Source organism: Agathobaculum faecis, assembly GCF_014287995.1.
In the GTDB taxonomy this organism is placed as follows: Bacteria; Bacillota; Clostridia; order Oscillospirales; family Butyricicoccaceae; genus Agathobaculum; species Agathobaculum ammoniilyticum.
The window spans coordinates 17318-41323 of record NZ_JACOPL010000001.1; the positions used below are offsets into that span (position 1 = coordinate 17318).

At 57.6% G+C, this 24006-nt stretch carries 21 protein-coding genes and 1 tRNA gene; 21 read left to right on the forward strand and 1 reads right to left on the reverse strand.

Features of this window, described 5'->3' with window-relative positions; translation table 11 throughout:
* The first annotated feature begins 1 nt into the window (after position 1).
* A complete protein-coding gene (gene atpC / locus H8S45_RS00140) occupies positions 2-403 on the forward strand; it encodes an ATP synthase F1 subunit epsilon (RefSeq protein ID WP_054327688.1) in 402 nt (133 codons plus the stop codon).
* A gap of 69 nt (positions 404-472) precedes the next feature.
* On the opposite strand, the gene H8S45_RS00145 is transcribed toward atpC, so the two are convergent.
* Entirely contained in the window at positions 473-643 is a 171-nt protein-coding gene (locus H8S45_RS00145; protein ID WP_153802391.1) for a hypothetical protein, read from the reverse strand.
* A 138-nt stretch (positions 644-781) separates the two neighbouring features.
* Between H8S45_RS00145 and H8S45_RS00150 the strand changes: the two genes are divergently transcribed.
* The 20 genes from H8S45_RS00150 (at position 782) to H8S45_RS00245 (ending at position 23914) form a co-directional block, all read left to right on the forward strand.
* Entirely contained in the window at positions 782-976 is a 195-nt protein-coding gene (locus H8S45_RS00150) for a hypothetical protein (RefSeq protein ID WP_054327687.1), read from the forward strand.
* Positions 977-1080: 104 nt separating this feature from the next.
* Positions 1081-1770 carry a YoaK family protein gene (locus H8S45_RS00155; RefSeq protein WP_082397240.1) on the forward strand — a complete coding sequence of 230 codons (690 nt, stop codon included), beginning with the start codon at positions 1081-1083 and terminating at the stop codon, positions 1768-1770.
* Between the two features lie 236 nt (positions 1771-2006).
* Positions 2007-5714 (forward strand): DNA-directed RNA polymerase subunit beta, encoded by a 3708-nt coding sequence (rpoB, locus tag H8S45_RS00160; RefSeq protein ID WP_147573629.1) that lies wholly within the window; start codon positions 2007-2009, stop codon positions 5712-5714.
* Positions 5715-5767: 53 nt separating this feature from the next.
* Complete coding sequence (gene rpoC / locus H8S45_RS00165) at positions 5768-9301, forward strand: DNA-directed RNA polymerase subunit beta' (protein WP_054327686.1); 3534 nt, start codon at positions 5768-5770, stop codon at positions 9299-9301.
* Positions 9302-9503: 202 nt separating this feature from the next.
* Positions 9504-9746, forward strand: coding sequence for a ribosomal L7Ae/L30e/S12e/Gadd45 family protein (locus H8S45_RS00170; RefSeq protein ID WP_054327685.1), 243 nt, complete (start codon positions 9504-9506; stop codon positions 9744-9746).
* 67 nt (positions 9747-9813) lie between these two features.
* Positions 9814-10233, forward strand: a complete 420-nt coding sequence (gene rpsL, locus H8S45_RS00175; RefSeq protein ID WP_054327684.1) for a 30S ribosomal protein S12 — start codon at positions 9814-9816, stop codon at positions 10231-10233.
* 191 nt (positions 10234-10424) lie between these two features.
* Positions 10425-10895 carry a 30S ribosomal protein S7 gene (rpsG, locus tag H8S45_RS00180; RefSeq protein ID WP_054327683.1) on the forward strand — a complete coding sequence of 157 codons (471 nt, stop codon included), beginning with the start codon at positions 10425-10427 and terminating at the stop codon, positions 10893-10895.
* A 36-nt stretch (positions 10896-10931) separates the two neighbouring features.
* Entirely contained in the window at positions 10932-13034 is a 2103-nt protein-coding gene (gene fusA / locus H8S45_RS00185; RefSeq protein WP_054327682.1) for an elongation factor G, read from the forward strand.
* 81 nt (positions 13035-13115) lie between these two features.
* Positions 13116-14321: an elongation factor Tu gene (gene tuf, locus H8S45_RS00190; RefSeq protein WP_054327681.1), complete on the forward strand. Its 1206-nt coding sequence runs from the start codon at positions 13116-13118 to the stop codon at positions 14319-14321.
* A gap of 95 nt (positions 14322-14416) precedes the next feature.
* Positions 14417-14671, forward strand: a complete 255-nt coding sequence (locus H8S45_RS00195; protein WP_054327680.1) for a hypothetical protein — start codon at positions 14417-14419, stop codon at positions 14669-14671.
* A 157-nt stretch (positions 14672-14828) separates the two neighbouring features.
* Positions 14829-15128 (forward strand): hypothetical protein, encoded by a 300-nt coding sequence (locus tag H8S45_RS00200; protein WP_054327679.1) that lies wholly within the window; start codon positions 14829-14831, stop codon positions 15126-15128.
* Between the two features lie 24 nt (positions 15129-15152).
* Positions 15153-17402, forward strand: a complete 2250-nt coding sequence (recD2, locus tag H8S45_RS00205; protein WP_147573631.1) for an SF1B family DNA helicase RecD2 — start codon at positions 15153-15155, stop codon at positions 17400-17402.
* A gap of 126 nt (positions 17403-17528) precedes the next feature.
* Entirely contained in the window at positions 17529-18593 is a 1065-nt protein-coding gene (gene mreB, locus H8S45_RS00210) for a rod shape-determining protein (protein WP_054327675.1), read from the forward strand.
* A 132-nt stretch (positions 18594-18725) separates the two neighbouring features.
* The gene (gene tadA / locus H8S45_RS00215; protein ID WP_107632058.1) at positions 18726-19223 is read left to right on the forward strand and encodes a tRNA adenosine(34) deaminase TadA; all 498 of its coding nucleotides are present in this window, start codon (positions 18726-18728) and stop codon (positions 19221-19223) included.
* A gap of 38 nt (positions 19224-19261) precedes the next feature.
* A complete protein-coding gene (locus H8S45_RS00220) occupies positions 19262-20641 on the forward strand; it encodes a sodium-dependent transporter (RefSeq protein WP_054327674.1) in 1380 nt (459 codons plus the stop codon).
* Between the two features lie 45 nt (positions 20642-20686).
* Positions 20687-20773: transfer RNA gene (locus H8S45_RS00225), tRNA-Leu, on the forward strand.
* A gap of 139 nt (positions 20774-20912) precedes the next feature.
* The gene (locus tag H8S45_RS00230) at positions 20913-21410 is read left to right on the forward strand and encodes a GreA/GreB family elongation factor (protein WP_054327673.1); all 498 of its coding nucleotides are present in this window, start codon (positions 20913-20915) and stop codon (positions 21408-21410) included.
* A gap of 94 nt (positions 21411-21504) precedes the next feature.
* Complete coding sequence (locus H8S45_RS00235) at positions 21505-22407, forward strand: DMT family transporter (RefSeq protein WP_147573632.1); 903 nt, start codon at positions 21505-21507, stop codon at positions 22405-22407.
* Positions 22394-22909 (forward strand): M48 family metallopeptidase, encoded by a 516-nt coding sequence (locus tag H8S45_RS00240; protein WP_186949417.1) that lies wholly within the window; start codon positions 22394-22396, stop codon positions 22907-22909. The genes H8S45_RS00235 and H8S45_RS00240 overlap by 14 nt, the downstream gene beginning before the upstream one ends.
* Positions 22910-22933: 24 nt before the next feature.
* A complete protein-coding gene (locus H8S45_RS00245; protein WP_107632061.1) occupies positions 22934-23914 on the forward strand; it encodes a LacI family DNA-binding transcriptional regulator in 981 nt (326 codons plus the stop codon).
* Positions 23915-24006 lie beyond the last annotated feature (92 nt).

The following is a 24006-nucleotide window of genomic DNA, read 5'->3' on the forward strand; positions in this document are numbered from 1 at the left end:
CATGGCTACCTTTCACTTGAAAGTACTGACCGTGGATCGCTGTTTTTACGACGATGCGGTCGACCGGATTGTTGTCCGCACAACGCAGGGCGACGTTGGCATCCTGCCGAACCATGTGCCGTATACGGCGGCGCTCGGCATCGGCGGCCTGACCATCCTCAAGGATGGGGAGAAGCGCGTGGCGGCGGTTGCCGGCGGCTTTGTGGACGTTTCCAGGGAGGAAACCGTCGTGCTGGCGCGCACCTGCGAGTGGGCGGATGAAATCGACGTTCACCGTGCCGAGGAGGCCGCGGAACGCGCCCGCCAGACCCTGCAGCAGAAAGAAAGCGACCATGAGCATGACATCGCGCAGATCAAATTGAAAAAAGCGGTCAACCGTATCCGTATCGCGGGGGATAAATGACTGCAATAAAAAAACGTCCGGCCTAAGGCCGGACGTTTTTTATATGGGTATGGACCTGCGGGGAGGGGATTACGGCTCGTCCTCGAGGCAGGTTTCAATCATGGAGATGACGACGTTGTTCCAGCTTGTGTCGTTCTCCTTTGCGATCGCGTCAATTTTGGAAACAAGCGACTGCTTGATGTAAATTGTTTTATAGACGCTCTCTTCTTTTTCGAGAGGACGCCGAATGTTCCATTTCATACTGCTCACCTGATTATAGTTTACAGGAAATGCAGAAAATAGGATACCTTAGAAAAATACCATGTAAGGATACCATAGATTTTTCTGGTAAGGCATACATCCTTGATGGGCATTAAAATTAAAGGGGAGATGATGTGTATGGACACGATTGTATGCGAAAATAAGTGGTGCATTCATTATCAAAAGAGCCGCTGCACTTTCGATGAAATCGAAATCAACAGCTATGGGATGTGCGCGGACTGCGTTATGCGCGATCCGGATGAAACCGAGCTGAAGCGCTTCCCCAGGCGCATGCTCGACACGGATTTTCCGGAAACCTTTCCGGAAGAATAAGCAGAACGCCGTGCGGCCGGTTGAACCGCACGGTGTTTTTTGCTATACTGAAACCAGATACCGAAAGAAATGGGGAAAGAAAATTGAAACGGATACGGGGGCAAATGTCCGAATCGCTCCTGCTGGGCGCGCTGCTGGCCGTGGCGGGCGGCTTTTTCGACGCTTATACCTACCTGTGCCGCGGCGGTGTGTTCGCCAATGCGCAGACCGGCAACATCGTGCTGTTCGGGCTGGAGCTGGCGCAGAGGGAATGGATACGCGCGCTGGGCTATCTGGTGCCGATTGTGGCGTTCGCGGTCGGCGTTGTGGTGGCCGAGGTGGTCAAGCACCGGTACAAGGTGCAGCAAAATCGGGATATCAATATCCACTGGCGGCAGATCATCGTCCTTGCGGAAACCGTGCTGGTCGCCTGCATGGCCTTTTTGCCGCAGGAGCGGAACACGGTTGTCAACAGCGTGATCTCATTCGTCTGCGCGCTGCAGGTGGAAGCGTTCCGCAAGGTGCAGGGCAGCGCGATCGCCACAACCATGTGTACCGGCAACCTGCGCTCCGGTACCGAGCAGCTTGTCATCTGGCGGCAGACCGGCGACCGTGGCGCCGCAAAAAAGATGCGCAATTACTATGCGATCATCCTGTTTTTCATCCTGGGCGCGGTGCTGGGCAGCTTTGCGACCGGCTGGCTGGGGGAGCGGGCGCTGCTGCTGACCTGTGCGCCGCTGCTGGCGGTGTTCGGTATTATGTTCATCGCGGAGGAGCGGGAGGGGCGCGAAACGCGCGGTTCTCTGGAAAATTAGCACAAAAGCAAAAGGGAATGGAAAAATCCATTCCCTTTTTATACAAAAATATCCTTGACTTATTATGCAAAATCATGGTATAATAAAACGCTTAACAAAATCGGGAAATTATCCCGACTCCTAAATACATGTTAGCACGGTCTTGGTCAAAATGCAAGACCCAAAATGATATTTTTGCCACGCCGCCGGGCGTATCAACACCAACACAGCCGAAAGAAACGGAGTGATCAAAGCACATGAAGGTGAAAGACGTACAGCACGGCAAAACCACGCGAAAGAGCTTTGCACGCATCAACGAGATATTGGAGATGCCCAATCTGATCGAGGTGCAAAAAAAGTCCTACCAGTGGTTCCTTGACGAAGGACTGCGCGAGGTTTTCGCCGATACCGCGTCCATCACGGACTACACCGGCAATCTGGAGCTTTCGTTCCTCGATTACTCGATGGACGAGGCGCCGAAGTACAGCGTAGAGGAATGCAAGGCGCGCGACGCCACATATGCTTCGCCGCTCAAGGTCCGCATGCGCCTGCGCAACAAGGAAACCGGCGAGATCAAGGAGCAGGAGATCTTCATGGGTGATTTCCCGAAGATGACCGATTCCGCAACCTTTATCATCAACGGCGCGGAGCGCGCGATTGTCTCCCAGCTCGTCCGTTCGCCCGGCGTCTACTATGGCAGGGAGTATGACAAGACCGATAAGCTGCTGCTGTCCGCAACCGTTATCCCATACCGCGGCGCGTGGCTCGAATATGAGACCGATGCGAACGACGTGTTCTACGTCCGCATCGACAAGAACCGCAAAATCCCGATCACCAGCTTTATCCGCGCCATCGGCGTCAAGACCGACGCGGAGATCAAGGAACTGTTCGGCGAGGACCCGCTGATCGTCGCCACGCTCGACAAGGACCCCGCCCATACCTCGGACGAGGCGCTGATTGAGATTTACAAGAAAATGCGCCCGGGCGAGCCGCCCACGGTCGAGTCCGCGACCAGCCTGATGGACGCGATGTTCTTCGACGTGCGCCGCTATGATATTTCCGCGGTCGGCCGCTATAAATACAACAAGAAGCTGGACATCGCCCGCCGTATCACCGGCCATAAGCTGCTCGAGCCGGTGGTCGATCCCATGACCGGCGAGGTGCTGGCCGAGGGGGAGGAAATCCTCACCCGCGACAAGGCGCGCCTGCTGTCCCGTCGGGGCGTCAACCATGCTGTGATTGAATCGAGCGAGGGAACTGCCGTCAAGGTGTTCGGCAACGGCATGGTCGATATCGGCGACTTCCAGGAGTACACCGGCTTTACCGCTGAGGAGCTGGACGTAAAGGAAAAGGTGCGCTTTTCCGTACTCAAAGAGATCATCGATTCGGGCGCTTCGGGCGACGAGCTGAAAAAGACCGTGCAGACCCGCATTCACGACCTGATTCCCAAGACTATCATCGTGGACGACATGCTCGCCTCGATCTGCTACCTGCTCAACCTGGGTCATGGCATCGGCACGACCGACGACATCGACCACCTGGGCAACCGCCGCCTGCGCTGCGTGGGCGAGCTGCTCCAGAACCAGTTCCGTATCGGTTTCAGCCGCATGGAGCGCGTTATCCGCGAGCGCATGACCATTCAGGATTTGGACATCGTCACCCCGCAGTCGCTGATCAACATCCGCCCGGTGACCGCGGCCATCAAGGAATTCTTTGGCTCTTCGCCGCTCTCTCAGTTCATGGACCAGAACAACCCGCTGGCAGAGCTGACGCACAAGCGCCGTATGTCCGCGCTTGGCCCCGGCGGCCTGTCGCGCGACCGCGCATCCTTTGAGGTGCGCGACGTACACTATTCGCACTACGGCCGCCTGTGTCCGATCGAGACGCCGGAAGGTCCGAACATCGGCCTGATCTCGTATCTGGCGACCTATGCGCGCATCAACGATTTTGGCTTCATCGAAGCGCCGTACCGCATCATCGATAAGGAAGACGGCCGCGTGACCGACCAGGTGCAGTATATGACCGCGGACGTGGAGGACGAGTATATTGTCTGTCAGGCCACCGAGCCGATCGATGAAAACGGCTACCTGCTGAACGACCGCGTCACCTGCCGCATGCGCGACGAGTTCGTCGAGGTAGACCGCAAGGACGTTGATCTGATGGACGTTTCGCCCCGCATGATGGTTTCGGTTGCGACCGCTTTTATCCCGTTCCTCGAGCATGACGACGCAAACCGCGCGCTCATGGGCGCGAACATGCAGCGTCAGGCTGTGCCGCTCTTAAAGACCGAAGCGCCGGTCGTGGCCACCGGCATGGAATACAAGGCGGCGGTCGACTCGGGCACCATCCCGCTGGCCGAGAGCGACGGCGTCGTCACCCGCGTGACCGCGCGCGAGGTCGTCGTGCAGTATGACAACGGCGAGGAAAAGACCTATCATCTGACCAAGTTCCTGCGCTCCAACCAATCCACCTGCATCAACATGCGCCCGATCGTCGATCTGGGCGAGCGCGTCAAGGCGGGCGACGTGCTGGCGGACGGCCCATCGACCGACAGGGGCGAGATCGCGCTTGGCAAGAACGCGCTGATCGGCTTTATGACCTGGGAGGGCTACAACTACGAGGACGCCGTCCTGCTCAACGAGCGGTTGGTGCGCGACGACGTGTATACCTCGATCCACATTGAAGAATATGAATCCGAATCCCGCGACACCAAGCTCGGGCCGGAGGAGATCACTCGAGACATCCCGAACGTCGGCGAGGACGCGCTACGCAACCTCGACGAGCGCGGCATCATCCGCGTGGGCGCGGAGGTGCAGGCGGGCGACATCCTGGTCGGCAAGGTAACCCCCAAGGGCGAGACCGAGCTGACCGCCGAGGAACGCCTGCTGCGCGCGATCTTCGGTGAGAAGGCGCGCGAGGTGCGCGACACCTCGCTGCGCGCGCCGCACGGCGAATCCGGTATCGTGGTGGACGTCAAGGTGTTCACCCGCGAGAACGGCGACGAGCTTTCGCCGGGCGTGAACATGGTTGTGCGCGTGTATATCGCGCAGAAGCGCAAAATTTCGGTCGGCGATAAGATGGCGGGCCGCCACGGCAACAAGGGCGTTGTATCCCGTATTCTGCCGCAGGAGGATATGCCTTTCCTGGAGGACGGCCGTCCGCTTGATATCGTGCTTAACCCGCTGGGCGTTCCGTCCCGTATGAACATCGGGCAGGTGCTCGAGGTACACCTCGGCTTCGCGGCGAAAAAGCTCGGCTGGAAGGTTGAAACCCCTGTGTTCGACGGTGCGACCCTGGACGACATCAAGGAGACCTTGGTTGCCGCCGGCGTGGGCGAGGACGGCAAGAGCGTTGTTTACGACGGACGCACGGGCGAGCAGTTTGACAACCGCGTTACCGTCGGTTATATGTACTACCTCAAGCTGCATCATCTGGTAGACGATAAGATTCACGCCCGTTCGACCGGCCCATACTCGCTGGTCACCCAGCAGCCGCTGGGCGGCAAGGCGCAGTTCGGCGGCCAGCGCTTCGGCGAAATGGAAGTCTGGGCGCTTGAAGCCTATGGCGCCGCCTATACCCTGCAGGAGATCCTGACTGTCAAGTCGGACGATATCACCGGCCGTGTCAAGACCTATGAAGCGATCGTCAAGGGCCATAACGTGCCGCAGCCGGGCGTGCCGGAATCCTTCAAGGTTCTGGTCAAGGAGCTGCAGAGCCTGTGCCTGGACATTCAGGTGCTCGACGAGAACATGGAGGTTATCGAGCTGGCGGACGACGAGGACGACGATGCAGATTTCATCCGCCCGATGGAGCAGGCTGTTTCGGGCGCGGATGATGAATTCACCGCGGCTGGCTTCGGCATCAACGACGCCGAGGAGGGCGACACCGATCTCTTTACACTGGACAGCGCCGACGAGGACGGCGACGATGCCGAAGGTGATTTTGACGACGGCCTGGGCGAATAAGCCAGCGGCCGGCCGGAATCATCTGTGAATTGGGAAGGAGCATCTGAAAATATATGGGATATCATACGTTTAACGCCATCAAGATCGGCCTGGCCTCGCCCGACCTGATCCGCGAGTGGTCGTATGGTGAAGTCAAAAAACCCGAAACCATTAACTACCGCACGCTCAAGCCGGAAAAGGACGGCCTGTTCTGCGAGCGCATCTTTGGCCCCACGAAGGATTGGGAGTGCCACTGCGGCAAATATAAGAAAGTCCGCTTCAAGGGAAAGATCTGCGACAAATGCGGCGTCGAGGTCACGCGCGCCAAGGTCCGCCGCGAGCGCATGGGCCATATTGAGCTGGCCGCGCCCGTCTCGCACATCTGGTACTTCAAGGGCATCCCGTCCCGCATGGGTCTGATCCTGGATATCAGCCCGCGCGTGCTGGAAAAGGTCCTGTACTTTGCCAACTATATTGTGATCGATCCGGGCGATACCCCGCTGATGAAAAAGCAGATCCTAAACGAGGCGGAGTACCGCGACATGCGCGAAAAGTATGAGGACGATTTCCGCGCCGGCATGGGCGCGGAGGCGATCAAGGAACTGCTGCAGGAGCTGGATCTCGACCAGCTCTCCAAGGAGCTGACCGCGGAACTGCGCGAATCCTCCGGACAGAAACGCCTGCGCATCATCAAGCGTCTGGAGGTCGTAGAGTCGTTCCGGCTGTCTCACAACCGTCCGGAATGGATGATCATGGACGTGGTTCCGGTCATCCCGCCGGAGATCCGCCCTATGGTGCAGCTCGACGGCGGCCGCTTCGCGACCTCGGACCTCAACGACCTGTACCGCCGCGTCATCAACCGCAACAACCGCTTAAAGCGCCTGCTGGAGCTGGGCGCGCCCGATATCATCGTGCGCAATGAGAAGCGCATGCTTCAGGAGGCGGTGGATGCGCTGATCGACAATGGCCGCCGCGGCCGGCCGGTCACTGGCCCGAACAACCGTGCGCTCAAGAGCCTGTCCGACATGCTCAAGGGCAAGCAGGGCCGCTTCCGCCAGAACCTGCTCGGCAAGCGCGTCGACTACTCCGGCCGTTCGGTTATCGTTGTCGGTCCGGATCTGAAGATTTACCAGTGCGGCCTGCCCAAAGAGATGGCGCTTGAGCTGTTCAAGCCGTTTGTAATGAAAAAGCTGGTGGAGGACGGAACGGCGTCCAATATCAAATCCGCCAAGAAGATGGTCGAGCGCGCCAAGCCCGAGGTTTGGGATGTGCTCGCCGGTATCATCAAGGGTCACCCGGTCATGCTCAACCGCGCGCCGACGCTGCACCGCTTGGGCATCCAGGCGTTCGAGCCGGTGCTGGTCGAGGGCCGCGCCATCCGTCTGCATCCGCTCGTCTGTACGGCGTTCAACGCGGACTTTGATGGCGACCAGATGGCGGTGCATGTGCCGCTGTCCGCAGAAGCGCAGGCCGAGGCGCGCCTTCTTATGTTGTCCGCCAACAACCTTCTCAAGCCGCAGGACGGCAAGCCGGTCACCGTACCGTCGCAGGATATGGTGCTGGGCTCCTATTACCTGACCATCGACCGCGATACCGAGCCGGGTACCGGCAAGGTGTTCCGCGACGCCGATGAAGCGCTGATGGCTTATGCGGAGGGCGTTGTCGGCATCCACGCGCCGATCAAGGTGCGCGTGACCAAGGAGATCAACGGCAAGATGGAGAGCCGCATTGTGGACGCGACGCCGGGCCGCCTGATCTTCAACGAGCGCATTCCGCAGGACCTCGGCTTTGTCGACCGCTCGGATCCGGACAAGAAATTCGATCTGGAGATCATGTTCACCTGCGGCAAAAAAGAGCTGGGCAAGATCATTGACAAGTGCATCCATGTGCATGGCTTCAATGTAACGGCCGAGGTTCTCGACTCAATCAAGGCGATGGGCTACAAATATTCGACCAAGGGCGCGCTGACCGTTGCGGTGGCCGATATGCTGGTGCCGGACGACAAGGCGACCCTGATCCATGAATCCGAGCAGCAGGTCGCCAAGATCGATAAAAAATACAAGCGCGGTTTTATCACGGACGACGAGCGCTACCGCCTGACGGTCGCCGAGTGGGAATCCACGACCAAAAAGGTTACCGCCAAGCTGCAGGAAAACATGCGCGAGCAGCGCTTCAACCCGATCCACATGATGGCCGATTCTGGCGCGCGTGGTTCGATCAACCAGATCCGCCAGCTCGCCGGTATGCGCGGCCTGATGGCGTCCACCTCGGGTAAGACGATTGAGATTCCGATCAAGTCCAACTTCCGCGAGGGTCTCTCGGTTTTGGAATACTTCATTTCTGCGCGCGGCGCGCGTAAAGGTCTGGCAGATACCGCGCTGCGTACTGCGGACTCCGGTTACCTGACCCGCCGCCTGGTAGACGTTTCCCAGGACGTGATCATCCGTGAGGAGGACTGCGGCGCGGCCAAGGGCATCTGGGTAGAGGATATTAAGGAAGGCAATCAGGTCATCGAGCCGCTGCGCGAGCGTCTGCTCGGCCGGTATCCGGTCGACGATATCTGCGATCCGGCAACAGGCGCGTTGATCGTACCCAAGAGCAAGATGATGAACGATGCGGACGCGGACGCGATCATCGCGGCCGGTATCACCCGCGTACAGATCCGCTCGGTCCTCGAATGCCGCGCGCGCAAGGGTGTCTGCTCGCACTGCTATGGCATGAATCTGGCGATGGGTACGCCGGTCGGCAAGGGCGAGGCGGTCGGCATCATCGCCGCGCAGTCCATCGGCGAGCCGGGTACCCAGCTCACCATGCGTACGTTCCACACCGGCGGCGTTGCCGGCTCGGATATCACGCAGGGTCTTCCGCGTGTTGAAGAGCTGTTCGAGGCACGCAAGCCCAAGAAGGCCGCAACCCTTGCGGAGATCAGCGGCGTCATCACCATTGAGGAGTCCAAGCGCACCACGGTCAAGACAGTCAACATCGTCAATTCGGAAACAGGCGATATGCGTTCTTACCAGCTCGCGTCGTCTTCCGGCATCCGTGTGACCGATGGGCAGGAGGTCGAGCAGGGCTTCCAGCTCAACGAAGGTTCGCTCAACCCGCATGATATCCTGCGCATCCTCGATCCGCGTGCAGTGCATGACTATGAGATCAAGGAAGTGCAGAAGGTTTACCGCCAGCAGGGCGTTGATATCAACGACAAGCATATCGAAGTCATCGTGCGTCAGATGATGCGCAAGGTGCGCGTCGAGGACGCGGGCGACGCAGAGGTGCTGCCCGGCTCGGTAATGGATCTGCTTGAGTTTGAGGACTATAACCAGAAGGTGCAGGACCGTATCGACGCGGGCGAGGAGGGTCTCCGCCTGGCGGTGGCCGAGCCGACGCTCATGGGTATTACCAAGGCGTCGCTGGCGACCGACTCCTGGATGTCCGCCGCGTCGTTCCAGGAAACAACCCGCGTGCTGACCGACGCCGCGATCAAGGGCAAGGTAGACCCGCTGATGGGCCTGAAAGAAAACGTCATCATCGGCAAGCTGATTCCGGCAGGCTCCGGCATGACCGAATACTGCGACGGACATTACGAGCAGACGGTCGATCTCGGCTGAATCGGAAAAGTATAAATTCTGCAAAACAGGGGAATGCTGAAAGGCGTTCCCTTGTTTTTACGGTCAGTGGCGCATTTTTTCGCTGTAAACGATGTAGCAAACGCATATTATGGCAGAAATGGTGAAAAATCTCTGTAAAAATGCTTGACTTCATGCCGGAAAGCAATTATACTAATGAAGTATGCCGTATAGGAGGGTTAGTATGCTTTCAGAACTTCGCACGGCGCACAAGGTCATCGGTGTGAAGCAGTCGAAAAAGGCGATTCGGGACGGCGCGGCGGCTGAGGTCTATGTTGCGCTGGACGCGGAAAAACGCGTGGTAGGTCCCATTTACGAGCTTTGCAGCGAGACGGATACCAGGATCACGGAAATCACCACCATGGCGGAGCTGGGGGACGCGGCGGGCATCGATGTCGGTGCTGCGGTCGTCACAGTCCTGCGCTGATGCTGTTTGATGGAATACGCGCGGCGCGCGTTTTTCATAAATACTTTTGAAAGAAGGAGGAAATAAAATGCCAACTTTTAACCAACTCGTCCGTAAGGGGCGCGAGGCAGTCGTTTACAAATCTACGGCGCCGGCTCTTCAGGTAGGCTATAACTCTCAGAAGAAGAAAGCCACCGACCAGTCTGCTCCGCAGAAGCGTGGCGTCTGCACGACGGTTAAAACCATGACGCCGAAGAAGCCGAACTCCGCGCTTCGTAAGGTTGCTCGTGTCAAGCTGACCAACCAGATGGAAGTTTCCGCTTACATCCCGGGCGAAGGTCACAACCTGCAGGAGCACTCTGTCGTTATGGTTCGCGGCGGCCGTGTAAAGGACCTTCCCGGCGTCCGCTACCACATCATCCGCGGCACGCTGGATACCCAGGGCGTAGCAAACCGCCGTCAGGCTCGTTCCAAGTACGGCGCTAAGCGTCCGAAGGCAGGCAAGTAAGCTGCCGACCCACACGTTTTGCGAGAAAAGTTAAAGTTTTTTCAGCAAAGCACTCTCATGCTTTGTCTGAGGCGTTTTATATCCGATTGCATATACGGGTGTATTACCTCGGACAGGCATTACAACGGCTTGCCCTATGTGCTGAGCCGGAGTACCTATGAAATCAAATATTTTTGAAGGAGGGAAGCAAAGTGCCAAGAAGAGGTAATGTCCCGAAGAGAGACGTTCTACCCGATCCGCTTTACAACTCTAAGCTTGTCACCAAGCTGGTCAACTCGATCATGCTGGACGGCAAGAAAGGCGTTTCGCAGAAGGTCGTTTATGGTGCTTTTGATATCGTCCGTGAGAAAACCGGACGTGAACCGCTGGAGGTCTTTACGGAAGCGATGGAGAACATCATGCCGTCGCTCGAAGTTAAGGCCCGTCGTGTAGGCGGCGCCACCTATCAGGTGCCGATGGAAGTCCGTCCGGAGCGTCGTCAGACCCTGGGCCTGCGCTGGATTACCAAGTATGCCCGCGCCCGCAGCGAGAAGACTATGCGCGAGCGCCTGGCCGGCGAGATCATGGACGCGTGCAACAATCTGGGCGGCGCTGTGAAGAAGCGTGAGGATACGCACAAGATGGCGGAAGCGAACAAGGCATTCGCGCACTACCGCTATTAATCTGCGATCCGTTTTACGCTTTGAAAGGAGAGCAATATGCCTAGAGAATATTCCCTGGAAAGAACCAGAAATATCGGCATCATGGCGCACATCGACGCCGGTAAAACCACTACCACCGAGCGTATTCTGTACTACACCGGTGTAAACCACAAGATCGGCGATACCCACGACGGTACCGCTACGATGGACTGGATGGAACAGGAGCAGGAGCGCGGCATCACCATCACCTCTGCCGCAACCACCTGCCACTGGTCGGGCTCCCAGCATCAGTTTCCGGAGCACCGTATCAACATCATCGACACCCCGGGCCACGTTGACTTCACCATCGAGGTGCAGCGCTCTCTGCGCGTACTGGACGGTTCGGTCACTGTTTTCTGCGCCAAGGGCGGCGTTGAGCCTCAGTCCGAAACGGTTTGGCATCAGGCTGATGATTATAAGGTGCCGCGTATGGCGTTCGTCAACAAGATGGACATCATGGGTGCCGACTTCTTCAATGTTGTCAGCATGATGAAGGACCGACTCAAGTGCAACGCAGTGCCGATCCAGCTTCCGATCGGCGTAGAGGAGACGTTCCGCGGCATCATCGACCTGGTGACCATGCGTGCGGAGGTTTACTATGACGATCTTGGCAAGGATGTCCGCGACGAGGAAATTCCGGCCGATATGATGGATCAGGCGCAGGAGTATCACGACGCGCTGTGGGAAGCCGCTGCCGAGCTTGACGAGGATCTCATGATGAAGTACCTCGAGGGCGAGGAGATCTCCGCTGCGGAGGTCAAGGCTGCAATCCGCAAGGGTACCATTGGCAATCAGATCATTCCCGTTCTGTGCGGCACCGCATACCGCAACAAAGGCGTCCAGATGCTGCTTGACGCGGTTATCGACTATATGCCGGCGCCGACCGACATCGAGGATATCAAGGGCGTCAACCCCAAGACTGGCGAGGATGATTCCCGTCCGTCCTCCGATGAGGCGCCGTTCTCTGCGCTGGCGTTCAAAATTGCGACCGACCCGTTCGTCGGCCGACTGACGTTCTTCCGCGTTTACTCGGGTACGATCACTGCGGGTTCCTCGGTCCTCAATGCGACCAAGGACCAGCGCGAGCGCTTGGGCCGCATCCTGCAGATGCACGCAAACCACCGTCAGGATATCGATGTGGTTTATTCAGGCGATATCGCCGCGGGCATCGGCTTTAAGAATACCACCACGGGTGACACGCTCTGCGACGAGAAGCACCCGATCATTCTGGAGTCCATGAACTTCCCAGAGCCGGTTATCCGCGTTGCGATCGAGCCTAAGACCAAGGCCGGTCAGGAGAAGATGGGTATTGCGCTGGCAAAGCTGGCGGAAGAGGACCCGACTTTCAAGACCTATACCGACGAGGAAACTGGTCAGACCATCATCGCCGGCATGGGCGAGCTGCACCTCGAGATCATCGTCGACCGCCTGCTGCGCGAGTTCAAGGTAGAGGCGAATGTCGGCGAGCCGCAGGTTGCTTACAAGGAAACCATCCGCCGCTCTGCGGACGTAGATCAGAAGTATGCGCGTCAGTCTGGCGGTAAGGGCCAGTACGGCCATGTCAAGATCATTGTTGAACCGAACGAGTCCGGTAAGGGCTACGAGTTCATCAACAAGATCGTCGGCGGTGCGATTCCAAAGGAATATATCGAGCCTGTCAACCAGGGTATCCAGGGTGCGATGCAGGCCGGTATCTTGGCGGGTTATCCGGTAGTCGACGTCAAGGTTACCCTGTATGACGGATCCTACCACGAGGTTGACTCCTCTGAAATGGCGTTCAAGATTGCCGGCTCCATGGCGTTCAAGGAAGCGATGAAGAAGGCGGATCCGGTTCTGATGGAGCCTATCATGCAGGTTGACGTTATGGTGCCGGAGGATTATATGGGCGATGTCATCGGCGGCCTGAATGCCCGCCGCGGCCAGATTCAGGGTATGGAGCCGCGCGGCGGTGTGCAGGCGATTTCCGCTGCCGTTCCGCTGAGCGAGATGTTCGGCTATGCGACCGCGCTGCGTTCGAGTACGCAGGGTCGTGGCCAATACACCATGCAGCCCAGCCATTACACGGAAGTACCCAAGAGCATCCAGGAAAAGATTATGGACACCCGTAACAAAGACAACTAAAAACTATTGCATTTTTCTGTGATTTGCAGTAGAATAAACTCACCATGACTATGAATTCAATTTACGAGGAGGATATCCACAATGGCAAAGGAAAAATTTGACCGCTCCCTGCCGCACGTTAACATCGGTACCATCGGCCACGTTGACCATGGCAAGACCACGCTGACCGCGGCGATCACCAAGGTTCTGGCTCTCGAGGGCGAGGCTGAGTATCAGGCGTACGACTCCATCGACAAGGCGCCGGAGGAGAAGGAGCGCGGCATTACGATCAATACCGCTCACGTTGAGTACCATACCAAGAACCGTCACTATGCGCACGTTGACTGCCCGGGCCACGCCGACTACGTTAAGAACATGATCACCGGCGCTGCTCAGATGGACGGCGCGATCCTGGTTGTTTCTTCTGCTGACGGCCCGATGCCGCAGACCCGTGAGCATATCCTGCTTGCTCGTCAGGTAGGCGTTCCGTATATCGTTGTATTCATGAACAAGGTTGACCAGGTTGACGACGAGGAGCTGCTCGATCTCGTTGAGATGGAGATCCGCGATCTGCTGTCCTCCTATGAGTTCCCGGGCGACGACATTCCGGTAATCCGCGGTTCCGCGCTGGGCGTTCTGACCTCTGACTCCACTGATCCGAACGCGCCGGAGTACGCTTGCATCCGCGAGCTGATGGATGCTGTTGACTCCTATATCCCGACGCCGGACCGTGCGGCTGACAAGCCGTTCATCATGCCGGTTGAGGACGTATTCTCCATCACTGGCCGTGGTACGGTTGCTACCGGCCGTGTCGAGCGTGGCCAGCTGAAGATGGGCGAGGAAGTTGAGATCGTCGGCCTGATGGACGCGCCGCGCAAGACCGTTGTTACCGGCATCGAGATGTTCCGCAAGCTGCTGGACTACGCTGAGGCTGGCGACAACATCGGCGCGCTGCTCCGCGGCATCCAGAAGACCGAGATTGAGCGCGGCCAGGTTTTGGCGAAGCCGGGTTCCATTCATCCGCACACCAAGTTCCACGGTCAGGTTTACGTCCTGAAGAAGGAAGAGGGCGGCCGTCATACTCCGTTCTTCAACAACTACCGTCCCCAGTTCTACTTCCGCACCACTGACGTTACCGGCGTTATCGCTCTGCCGGAGGGCGTTGAGATGTGCATGCCGGGCGACAACGTTGAGATGGACGTTGAGCTGATCACCCCGATCGCGATCGAGGAAGGTCTCCGTTTCGCTATCCGTGAGGGTGGCCGTACGGTTGGTTCGGGCGTTGTTACCAAGATCAACGCCGACTAATTGGCAATCATTAAACTCCCATGCTTCGCATGGGAGTTTTTTCTTGTCTAAAGTGTGCGGGCGTGCGACACAATAGCTGTGAGGAGGGATGCTTGATGAAAAACGAGCATGAGGTTTCTGCCCAGCAGCTGGAATCCGCAAAAAAGAATATTGAATGGATGGAGCGGAGCAAACCGAGCGTTGCGGCGCGCAGCAGCGAACATGAGATCAGTAACTGTCACCGCCAGAAAGACGTTCAGACGCAGGGGGAGGCGCTGCCGCCGCATGAGCGGAACTGCGGACGGGCGCATCCGATGCGCGGCACGAACAGCGAGGATCTGACCGAGTGGTGCATTGAGCACGAGACGTAAAGGGCAAACGGACGGTGCGGGGGCTGCGGACGCGAAGCCTGCAGCCCCCGTTGTGTGGCGGTATTTTACTTTTTTGCCGACTTGTGATACAATTAATATAACGCCGCGTAACATGAAGCCCGCCCGCGGCATAGGCTGAAAGCAGGAGGGGAAAACCATGTCTGTTTTCTGGCAATCTGTGCTGGCGGTATTTGCTGCGGTAGGGTTTTATACCGTTTTGCACACCGTGTATGAAATCGTTTTTGTACGTATGCTGCGGCTGCACGGCTCGGCGGAGCTGACGCTGTACGGGGATGGCTGCGACGCGTCGAGCGAGCAGCTGATCCGGACCGCCCTGCGGATCCGTAAGCAGTATCTGCCCAGCATGTCTATCACATTCGTCGAGATCGGCAGCGGACAGGGCCAAAATGTGGCGAAGCATATGGCGGCGCGGCAGGACATGATGTATTTGGAATGACACGGAAGTAGAGGAACATATCGGGTGGACGAAAGAGAATACGTATTGATACGCGGCACGGTGGAACAGATCGTTTTCTATAATCAGGAAAACGGTTACGCCGTGCTGCGCCTTGCGTCCGAAGAGGGGGCGGAGGTAACGGCGACCGGCACGTTCCCCAATATCGGACCCGGGGAACAGGTAATCCTGACCGGTTATTGGGTTACACATCCCTCCTATGGAGAGCAGTTCGCCACAGAAGCGTTTGAGCGGCGTCTGCCATCGTCCGTGCGCGGCATCGCCGAATACTTGGGTTCCGGACTGATTCGCGGTGTGGGGCAGCGCCTGGCGGCGCGGATTGCGGAGCGCTTTGGGGAAGATACCTTTGACGTTCTGACACATGCTCCCGACCGCCTGACTGAGATCAGGGGGATTACGGAAAAGAAAGCGCGGGAAATCGGCAGGCAGTTTATCGAGCAAAGCGAAATGCGCCTGCTGATGGATTTTTTGAGCGAGCATAACCTGCCGGTATCGCTGACGCCGCTGCTGTATAAGCGGTTGCATGACAGTGCGATCGACGCGTTGTGTGAGAACCCATATCTGCTGTGCGATCCGTATTATGATGTTGAATTCCGTATCGCAGACGGGCTGGCAATGGAGCTGGGGCTGTCGTTGCTGTCGGACGAACGGGCAGACGCGGGCGTGCTGTATACCCTGACGTTTAACCTGGATAACGGGCATACGTTCATACCGATGGAAAAGCTGACCCATACGGTCTGCGTGCTGCTGTCGGATGAGGATGTGGAGTTTGATGAGGCGCGGGCGCTGGAGAGCATCCTGCGGCTGAGCGAGCGCGGGAAACTGGTGCGGGAACAGATTGCGGGCAGGGACGCGGTCTATCTGCGCAGCATCCATGATGCTGAAGCCTATCTCGCAGAGATGCTGGGCGGTATGGCGGAGCGCTGCTTTTTGTATGACTTTGACGTGGACGAGCTGCTCGGCGCGCTGATGGAGGGCAGTGAATTTCCCTATTCGGAAAAGCAGAAGCAGGCCATTTCCGTGGCGGCGCGCAGCGGGCTTGTGATCCTGACCGGCGGGCCGGGTACGGGCAAAACGACCACCGTGCGCGGCATCCTGCAGGTTTTTGAGGCATTGGGACTGCACACGCTGCTCGCGGCCCCAACCGGACGGGCGGCCAAACGCTTATCCGATCTGACCGGTATAGAGGCCAGAACCATCCACCGGCTGCTGGAAGCCGGCTTTGCCGCCGGAGGGCGCACCGCCTTTGCGCATAACCTGACGAATCCGTTGGAATGCGACGCGGTGATTCTGGACGAGGTATCCATGGTGGATATCACGCTGATGCAGGCGTTGGTCGAGGCGCTGCCGCATGGGGCGCGGCTGGTGCTGGTGGGTGACGCGGACCAGCTCCCGCCGGTGGGACCGGGGAATTTCCTGCGGGATATGATCGGCTCACACCGTGTTCCGACAATTGGGCTGACCGAGATTTTCCGGCAGGCGCAGAAATCCGATATCGTGATGAATGCGCATGCGGTCAATGCGGGCCGAATGCCGGTTCCATCCGGCGCGGACGGAGACTTCTTCTTTCTCAAGCGCTCCGAGCCGTCCGCGGTGATCGAAACGGTCGCGCAGCTTTGCGCGTCGCGCTTGCCGAAGCATTACGGCTTTACCCCTGCGCAGATTCAGGTGTTGTCGCCCGCCAAGCGGCAGGGGAGCGGCACGGTGGCGCTCAACCGGCGCTTACAGGAAGCTCTCAATCCACCTGCGGAAAGCAAGTTGGAAAAGCGCTTCGGGGACTGGATATTCCGCGAGGGGGATCGGGTGATGCAGGTGCGCAACAATTACGACATCGTATGGGAGCGTCGGGAGGACGAGGAGCAGGGGACCGGCATATTCAACGGCGATGTTGGGGAAATACTACAGATATTCCCGCAGCAGGAATGCATGGTCATCCGGTTTGACGACCGCATCGCAACCTACACCTATGATATGCTGGGCGAGCTGGAACTGGCGTATGCGGTCACGGTACACAAGTCGCAGGGCAGCGAGTTTGACGCGGTCGTACTGGCGCTGTCCGACGGGTTGCCGCGCCGCCTGCTGACGCGCAACATCCTTTATACCGCGATCACGCGCGCCAAGCAGCTTCTGGTGATCGTCGGCAGCGCGGATACAGTCGCTTATATGGTGGAAAACAACCAGAAAGGCAGGAGGTACAGCGCGCTCAAGGCGCGCCTGCGCGCGGAACCGACGCCGAATGCATCGGTTCTCGGATAAAACGCAGGGAAATGTTGTCGATTTGACAATATTTTCGCAAATAGCCTTGAAAACCGACCGGTGTATGGGGTATAATAAAAATACTGCAAATCGGCGGTAACAGAGCAAAAAGGATGAATGAAGATTATGGCTTCTTTTCTGGAAACATTAGCGAAAAAGTTTTCGCTTTTTTCGAGTGATATCGGCATTGACCTCGGCACGGCGACGGTTCTGGTCTACGTTAAGGGGAAGGGCGTGGTGCTGAACGAACCATCGGTTGTCGCGGTGGATAAGGTGTCGGGCAAGATCCTGTCCGTCGGCGCGGAGGCGCAGAAGATGCTGGGCCGCACACCGGGCAACATTATTGCCATCCGTCCGCTGCGCGAGGGCGTGATTTCAGACTATGAAATGACCGAGCGCATGATCAAGGAATTTATCCGCAAGGTGCAGGGCTTCCGCCTGTTTAAGCCCAACGTGGTGATTTGCGTGCCTTCGATCATCACGGAGGTCGAGGAACGCGCGGTGATCGATGCCGGCACCCAGGCGGGCGCAAAGCGTGTTTTCCTGATCGAGGAGCCGGTCGCGGCGGCGATTGGCGCGGGCATCGATATTGCAAAGCCCAACGGCAACATGGTGGTCGATATCGGCGGCGGTACGACCGATGTTGCGGTTATTTCGCTCGGCGGCATCGTGGAATCCACTTCGATCAAGATTGCGGGCGATAAGTTCGACGAAGCGATCGTCAAATATGTCCGCCGAAAGCACAACGCCCTGATCGGCGAGCGCACTGCGGAGCAGATCAAAAAGACCATCGGCTGTGTTTATCCGCGTACGGAAGAGGTATCGATGGAGGTCAAGGGGCGCTGCCTGATGACCGGCCTGCCGCGCACGTTCTCGGTCAACTCGACCGAGGTGCTGGACGCATTGGAGGAAGTCAGCGCGTCGATCGTCGAGGCGATCCACTGGGTCATCGAGCGGACGCCGCCTGAGCTGACCGGCGATATTTCGACCAACGGCATCGTGATGACCGGCGGCGGTTCGCTGATCTGGGGCTTCGACAAACTGGTCGCGTCCAAGACCGGCATCCCGACCCACATCGCGGATGAAGCGATTTCCTGTGTCGCTTACGGCACGGGCAACTGCTTGGAGAACCTGTCCGGCATGCAGGATGGAACGATGAACCTTTCGCGGCAGCGTCAGATGATGCAATAAACGGGCGCAAAGCCTGTGTCCATATGCTACGCAGCAGTATAGCGTTGCCGAGGCTTGCATCCAGTAAAGGCAAGGCAAAAAACACCCGCCATTGGACGGGTGTTTTTGATGGAGCGGTGCGGAGGCAGGTAGATGACAGAACAGCAAAAATATATGAAAGCAGCGCTCCGTCTCGCCCAAAAGGCGGCGGAGGAGGGCGAGGTGCCGGTGGGCGCGGTGGTTGTTTGCGAAGGGAAAATCGTCGGCCGCGGCCGGAACCGCAGGGAGACCAAAAAAAACGCGCTCCATCATGCGGAGATCGAGGCCATCGAAAAGGCGTGCAGAAAGCTGGGCGGCTGGCGGCTGCATAAATGCGACCTGTATGTTACGTTGGAGCCGTGTCCGATGTGCGCGGGCGCTATCATCAACGCGCGGATCAAAACGGTATATTACGGGGCGCCCGATCCGAAAGCCGGCTCATGCGGCACGCTGGTCGACCTGTTCGCGCTGCCGTATAACCACAGGCCGACGGTCGTTTCCGGCGTGATGGAGGAGGCGTGCGCAGCGATCCTCAGAGACTTTTTCCGCGCGCTGCGGGAAAAGCGCAGGCGGCTGCGATTTCAGGAGAAATCAGACGTCGCGGACGTTTGAAAATATAAAGATGTAAGTTTTATAAGGGGTATGTAGCAATGCAAAGAGAAAGATTGGGCTCACGCTTGGGCTTCATCCTGCTCTCGGCAGGGTGCGCCATCGGCGTGGGAAATGTATGGAAGTTTCCATGGATGGTAGGCCAGTACGGCGGCGGCGCGTTTGTCGTGTTTTATGTACTCTTCCTAATCATCCTGGGGCTGCCGATTATGACGATGGAATTTGCGGTGGGCCGCGCCAGTCAGAAAAGTCCGGTGCGCGCTTATCAGGCGCTGGAAAAGCCGGGGCAGAAATGGCATATCCACGGTTATCTGGCCATGATTGGCAACTACCTGCTGATGATGTTTTACACGACCGTGTGCGGATGGATGCTGCATTATTTCTATCTGACCGCTTCCGGACGGTTTGAAGGGGCGACGACCGAACAGGTGCAGGCAGTATTTCCCGAAATGCTTGGCCAGCCGCTTGTGATGGGGGGCTGGATGGTCGTTGTCGTCGTTGTGGGTTTCGCAATCAATTCGTTTGGACTGCAGAGCGGCTTGGAGCGTGTGACCAAGGTGATGATGCTCGCGCTGCTGGCGATCATGGTGATTCTGGCGGTGAACAGTATCCTGACGGAAGGCGCAGGCGAGGGACTGAAGTTCTACCTGATTCCGGACCTGAACCGGATGCAGGAAGCTGGCATTGTCAATGTCATTGTCGGCGCGATGAACCAGTCGTTCTTTACGCTGTCTCTGGGCATTGGCGCGATGGCGATTTTTGGAAGCTACGTTGGTAAGAGCCGCGCCCTGCTGGGTGAAGCGGTCAATGTGGCAATCCTGGATACATTTGTTGCGTTCACCGCGGGTCTGATTATTTTCCCAGCCTGCTTTGCGTTTGGCGTTTCGCCGGACAGCGGCCCGAACCTGATTTTCGTCACCCTGCCGAATATTTTCAATCATATGGCGATGGGCCGGCTGTGGGGCAGTCTGTTCTTTGTGTTCATGGCGTTTGCGGCGTTTTCCACGGTCTTGGCTGTTTTTGAAAACATCATCTCCTGCGGCATGGACCTGACCGGCGCTGGCCGGAAAAAGGTTGCAGGGGTGAACATCATCCTGATAATCCTGCTCTCGCTTCCCTGTGTGTTGGGCTATAACATCTGGTCGGGCTTCCAGCCGTTTGGCGAGGGGACCGCTGTGCTGGATCTGGAGGATTTCCTGGTTTCCAACATTTGGCTGCCATTGGGGTCGATCATATATCTGCTGTTCTGTACCAGCCGTTATGGCTGGGGCTGGAAAAACTTTAAGGAGGAGGCCAACGAGGGCGGCGGCTTTAAGGTGCGCGATGGGATACGTGTCTATGTCAGCTATATCCTGCCGCTGATTGTGCTGGTGATTTTCGTGCTGGGAATAAAGGACAAGATTTTGCTCCTGTTCTCTTGAAAACGGTGGTGCAGTATGATATAATAATTTTGCTGCACCAAATATGCCGGTGTGATGGAATTGGTAGACGTAGTGGACTCAAAATCCACCGCTGGCGACAGCGTACCGGTTCGAGTCCGGTCACCGGCACCATACTGTATTTTTTACAGGTTCATATTAAAAAACACTGCACGAAACGTGCGGTGTTTTTTAAGTATACAGGAAAACGCCGCGGCATCGGGAATAATTCGGACGAAGCGGTGCGGCGGGATGGAAAGGACGGGCGACGACAATGCACAATGAGCTGACCGCGCAGGATATTGCAATGATGCAGAAGGAGCTGGAGCACCGGAAGCTGGAACTGATGCCGGAGCTGATTGAGGAGGTCAAAAGGACGAGGGCGTTCGGGGACCTGAGCGAAAACTTTGAATATAAAGCGGCCAAGCAGGCGCAAAACCGCAACCGCAGCCGGATCCGCTATTTGGAGCGGATGATCAAATCCGCTCATATCATAGAAGACCGCGCGGGTGCGGATGAGATCGGGCTGTTCGATAAGGTGGAGCTGTACTTTGAGGAGGACGATGAAATCGAAACGATACAGGTCGTGACCACGGTTCGGTGCGACCCGCTGCAGGGGCGCGTCAGTCGGGAAGCACCCTTGGGCAAAGCGGTGCTCGGCAGAAAGGCGGGGGACCGCGTGAAAGTGGAAACCGATGACGGGGCGGCCTATACGGTCGTCATACGGTCCATCACGAAAGAGATGGACGATGGGAACGGCACGATCCTCTGAATGTGCTGCGCGGCATGGAATATCGGGCATCCGGTTATCCGCAGATGTTTTGCATATTTCATGGATTTGTGGTATGATAACAGGGAGAGAATGAATGACAGGGGAAACATTGGTGCTTTCCAATAAAAGCAAGGCGATCGGCTTCATCCTGCTTTCCGCGTTGGGGTTTGCGATGATGAGTGTTTTCGTCCGCTTGGCGGGCGATCTGCCTTTTACACAAAAATCCTTTTTCCGCAACGCGGTTGCGATGGTCGTGGCAGCGGTGCTGCTCAAACGCGATAGGAGCGGATTCCGGTGGGAGAAAGGGAACCTGCCTCTTTTGCTCCTGCGCGCGTTATGCGGCACGCTCGGCATTTTCTGCAACTACTATGCGATCGACCGCCTGGTTTTGGCGGACGCGAATATTTTGAATAAGATGTCGCCCTTTTTTGCGATTTTATTTTCCCTTTTCCTGTTGAAAGAGCGGGCTAACCTGTTTCAATACGGGATGGTCTTGGTGGCGTTTGGCGGGAGCATGCTGATCATCAAGCCCAGATTTTCGGCAGAGGCGTTTCCGGCGTTTATCGGCCTGCTGGGCGGTATCGGTGCGGGCGCGGCTTATACCGCGGTCCGCGCGCTTTCCCAAAAACAGGAGAAAAGCGCGCGGATCGTCTTTTTCTTCTCCACTTTTTCGACGCTGGTCACGCTGCCGTTTCTGATTTTTGATTTCCATCCGATGTCCGGGCTACAGTTTGTGTATCTGCTGGGCGCTGGCTTTGCGGCCACGCTGGGGCAGTTCGGCGTGACGCTGGCTTATGCGCATGCGTCGGCAAAGGAGATTTCTGTGTTTGATTATTCCCAGGTTTTGTTTACCGCGTTATTCGGCTTCTTCCTGTTCGGCCAGATTCCGGATTGGATGAGCGTCGTCGGCTATGCCGTGATCTGCGGCGTTTCAGTCGTCACATTTTTATATAACCGGACCGTGGAAAGCAGGGGGCAGGCGCGTGGACCGGTATGAGGTGGTTCGCTCCCGCCGGCGGACGCTGGCGGTCGAGGTGCGGCGGGATGGCGCGGTGGTGGTGCGTGCGCCGCTGCACGTTCCGGAGCGGGAGATCGCGCACTTCGTGAGCAGCCAGACGGCTTGGATTGACCGTGCGCGCGCGAGGCAGGCGTTGCGTCGGGAGGCGCATCCGGAGCCGGACGCCGCGCGCTGTGCAGAACTGGAAGCGCAGGCTCGGGACGAGATTCCGCGTCGGGTGGCGCGGTATGCAGAACGGATGGGGTTGCGGCCGACTGGGATAAGGATTACCGCCGCGCGGACGCGGTTCGGCTCCTGCAGTGCGAAAAACAGGCTGTGCTTTTCCTGGCGTCTGATGGATTATCCGGACGCCGTGATTGATTATGTGGTTGTGCATGAGCTTGCGCACATTGTCCATAAAAATCACGGCCCCCGTTTTTGGGAGCTGGTGGAACGCTATATGCCGGATTACAAGCGTCGTCGCGCCATGCTGCGCGAATAGGAACAAAGGAGTGGAAAACGAAAAATGACGATTGCGGAGATTGCACAGCGGGCAGGAGTATCCAAGGCGGCGGTTTCCCGCTACCTAAATAACGGCTATATTAGCTCGGAAAAACGCGAGGCAATCCGCCGTGTCATTGAGGAGACCGGATATATCCCATCCCAGCAGGCGCAGACTTTGCGCACGGGAAAAAGCCGTATGATCGGCGTGATCGTACCGCGCATCGATTCCGAGGCGGTCAGCCGTGTGGTGGCCGGTATTTCACGCATATTTGAGGAGCAGGGTTACCGCTTACTGCTGGCCAACACCGAGAACCGGATGGACAAGGAACTGGAATATCTGGAGGTGTTCCGCACGGGAAACGTGGACGGCGTACTTCTGGTGGCAACGATCCTGTCGCCGGCGCATCGAAAGGCGGTGCAGGCGTGCAGCGTGCCGGTTGTCCTGCTGGGGCAGCAGATGGACGGGGTGACCTGTGTTTACCACGATGACCGTGGCGCGGCCTATGCGGTCACTCGGCTGATGCTACAGGGCGGCAGGAAAAAGCTCGGCTATATTGGCGTGACCCAGCGGGACAGGGCGGCGGGTGAGTCCCGACGGGCGGGTTTTTTGGATGCGCTCCATGAAGCAGGGCTGGAAGAAACGGCGTCCCGCATGGAACAGAGCGATTTCTCTATTGACGGAGGCTACGCCGCAGCGGAGCGCATGTTGCAGCGCGCAAACGATGTGGACGGGATTTTTTGTGCAACCGATTCCATAGCGATTGGCGCAATGAACCGGCTCGAGCAGTATGGACGGCGTGTGCCGGAGGATGTTGCGCTGGCAGGCATTGGCCATTCGAGGCTAGGCGAATTGATCCGTCCGCGGCTCACGACCGCGCATTACTATTACCAGACCAGCGGTGAAGAGGCAGCAAAAGATCTGATTGAAATGATTGAACAGGGGATGGATCGCAAAAAACAGCTCAAGTTAGGCTTTGAAATCCGTTTGGGAGAAACGACCTGAAGCGGAAAACCATAGAAAAGGGTGCAGCCGTTCCTGCTAAGGCAGGAGCGGATTTTTTTGTGTAAAATGGGGTATCCTGAAAGGGGGTTGGA